The sequence below is a fragment of the Cellulomonas sp. IC4_254 genome, assembly GCF_011603975.1.
Classification (GTDB): Bacteria; Actinomycetota; Actinomycetes; order Actinomycetales; family Cellulomonadaceae; genus Cellulomonas.
Map to the genome: position 1 here is coordinate 1 of NZ_JAANNB010000314.1, position 2,545 is coordinate 2,545.

3 protein-coding genes are annotated in these 2,545 nt (G+C 77.4%); 2 read left to right on the forward strand and 1 reads right to left on the reverse strand.

Annotation, left to right across the window (positions count from 1 at the left end):
- Positions 1-81: 81 nt before the first annotated feature.
- On the reverse strand, positions 82-579 hold the full coding sequence (locus G6556_RS18250) for an inorganic diphosphatase (RefSeq protein WP_146835884.1): 498 nt from the start codon (positions 577-579) through the stop codon (positions 82-84).
- A gap of 190 nt (positions 580-769) precedes the next feature.
- On the opposite strand from G6556_RS18250, the gene dacB reads away from it, so the two are divergent.
- Positions 770-2,158: a D-alanyl-D-alanine carboxypeptidase/D-alanyl-D-alanine-endopeptidase gene (dacB, locus tag G6556_RS18255; protein ID WP_346775000.1), complete on the forward strand. Its 1,389-nt coding sequence runs from the start codon at positions 770-772 to the stop codon at positions 2,156-2,158.
- Positions 2,159-2,220: 62 nt separating this feature from the next.
- Positions 2,221-2,545 (forward strand): zinc-dependent metalloprotease (locus G6556_RS18260; RefSeq protein ID WP_346775001.1); only part of this gene is annotated, 325 nt, incomplete at its 3' end.

The following is a 2,545-nucleotide window of genomic DNA, read 5'->3' on the forward strand; positions in this document are numbered from 1 at the left end:
ACGGCGAAGGGCCCCGGCGCGCGAGCTGCGCGCCGGGGCCCTTCGTCGTGCCGTGCCACCGCCCGGGGGCGGCGTCGCGGCTCAGTGCTGGTCGTACCCCGCGTCGATCGCGCGCTGCCGGGAGCGCTCGATCTCCGCCTCGGCCTCGGCGCGGCCGACCCAGTGGGCGCCCTCGACCGACTTGCCGGGCTCCAGGTCCTTGTAGACCTCGAAGAAGTGCTGGATCTCCAGGCGGTGGAAGTCCGACACGTCGTCGATGTCCTGGCGCCAGGCGGCGCGCTGGTCGCCCGTCGGCACGCAGAGCACCTTGTCGTCGCCGCCGGCCTCGTCGCGCATGCGGAACATGCCCAGGGCGCGGCACCGGATCAGGCACCCGGGGAACGTCGGCTCCTCGAGGAGCACCAGGGCGTCCAGCGGGTCGCCGTCCTCGCCCAGCGTGCCGTCGATGAAGCCGTAGTCGTCCGGGTACCGCGTCGAGGTGAACAGCATGCGGTCCAGCCGGATCCGACCGGTCGCATGGTCGACCTCGTACTTGTTCCGCTGGCCCTTGGGGATCTCGATCGTGACGTCGAACTCCACACCCGCTCCTTCGTCTCCGCCGCCGGCGACCCTGGCGCCGCGGCGGGCAGCTGATCACGGCGGCGTGCCAGGTGGTGGCGCGTCGCCTTCAAGCCCCTAGTGTGACGCACGGACGGCGCGGCGGTGGCCCGAGCCGGGAGAACTCGACGGGAACGGTGGTCCGGTGGCGCGCGCGGGCAGGACGGTGGGCGTGACGGCGCTCGTGCTGGTGCTCGCGGGTGGCGCGTACGCGACCGCGGACGCCTACGACGTGGTGCCCGGCGTCGTCACGCTCGCGCCCGAGGCGGCCCCGGCGGCGCCGTTCCCCGAGGCGCCCGGCGCGGCGACGACCGGCACCGGCGCCGCGGTGCTGACCGACCTCGACCCCGCCGTCCCGGCGCCGGACGCGGACCAGGTGCAGGCCCTGGTGCAGGGGCTCGCGGGCGACGCCCGGCTGGGCCCGACGGTCGGGGTGCTGGTCGCGGACGCGCTCACCGGGGAGGTGCTGGGCGAGCACGCGGGCGACGACCCCCGCACCCCCGCCTCGACCGCCAAGCTCGTGACCGGCGTGGCGGCGCTGACCCGGCTCGGCGCCGACCGGACCTTCGACACCACCGTGCGGCAGGGCGCGGGCGACCAGGTCGTCCTGGTGGGCGGCGGCGACATGATGCTGGCGTCCGGCGTCGGCGACCCCGAGGCCGTGAACGGCCGCGCGGGGCTCGCCGACCTCGCGGCGGAGGTCGCGGTGCAGCTGCGGCTGGCCGGCCGGGACAGCGTGACCCTCGGCCTCGACGACACGCTGTTCACCGGCCCCGCGACCGCGCCGGGCTGGGACCCGGCGGACCTCACCAGCGGGTTCGTCGCGCCCGTCGCGCCGCTGGCGGTGGACATCGCCAAGATCTCCGCCGGCGAGTACCCGCCCCGGCGCACCGACCCGGCGATGCACGCGGCCACCGAGTTCGCGGCGCGGCTGACCGAGGCCGGGATCACCGTCACCGGTGCGCCGACGCGGGTGCCCGGGCCCGCCACCGGCGACGTGCTCGGCGTCGTGCACTCCGCACCGGTGCCCGAGGTCGCCCAGTACTTCCTCGACACCTCGGACAACACGATCACCGAGGTCGTGGCCCGGATGGTCGCGCTCGACCTCGGCCTGCCGGGCAGCTTCGAGGGTGCGACCCAGGCCGTGCTGCGCACCGTGCAGACCCTCGGCGTGGACACCGCCGGCGCGACGCTCGCCGACGCCTCCGGCCTGGCCGACGGGTCGGCGCTGCCGCCCACGATGCTGCTGGGCCTCCTGCAGCTCGTCGTCGACCCCGCGCACCCCGAGCTCCGCGAGGTGAGCAACGGCATGCCGCTCGGCGGCCTGACCGGGACGCTCGCCGACCGGTTCCGGTCCGGGGCCGCGACCGGGCTGGTGCGCGCCAAGACCGGCAGCCTCACGAGCGTCACGTCGCTCGCCGGGTCCGTCCTCGACGCCGACGGGCGGCTGCTGCTGTTCGTGCTCATGGCCGACCAGACCGGTGCCGTCGGGCAGTACCAGCCGCGACAGGCGCTGGACGGCTTCGTCACGCAGCTCGCGGGGTGCGGCTGCCGCGGGTGACCCGGCCCGGCGCCGGGGTGCCGGGCGGCGACCGCACGCCCCGGCGTGGTTACGGTGGGCGCGTGCAGCCGGCCGTCGACTGGGACCTGGCCGCCCGGCTCGCCGCGCGCGCGGTGCGGTCCGGGCCCGCCGCCACGCGCGCCGAGCGGGCCGCGGTGGTCGCCGACCTGCGCGCCGCCGCGCCCGTCGCCGCCGAGCACGTCGCGCGGATCACCCGCATGACGACCGCCGACGCGGCCGCGCCCGCGCACGACGTCCGGGTCGTCGACCGCGCGTCCTGGGCGCGCGCGAACGTGCGGGCCCTGGCGGGGCTGACCGCCCGGGTCGGGGTGCCCGCCGACGGGGGGCTGCGGGGTGCGGCCGGGGCCGGCCAGGTGGCCGCGGTGC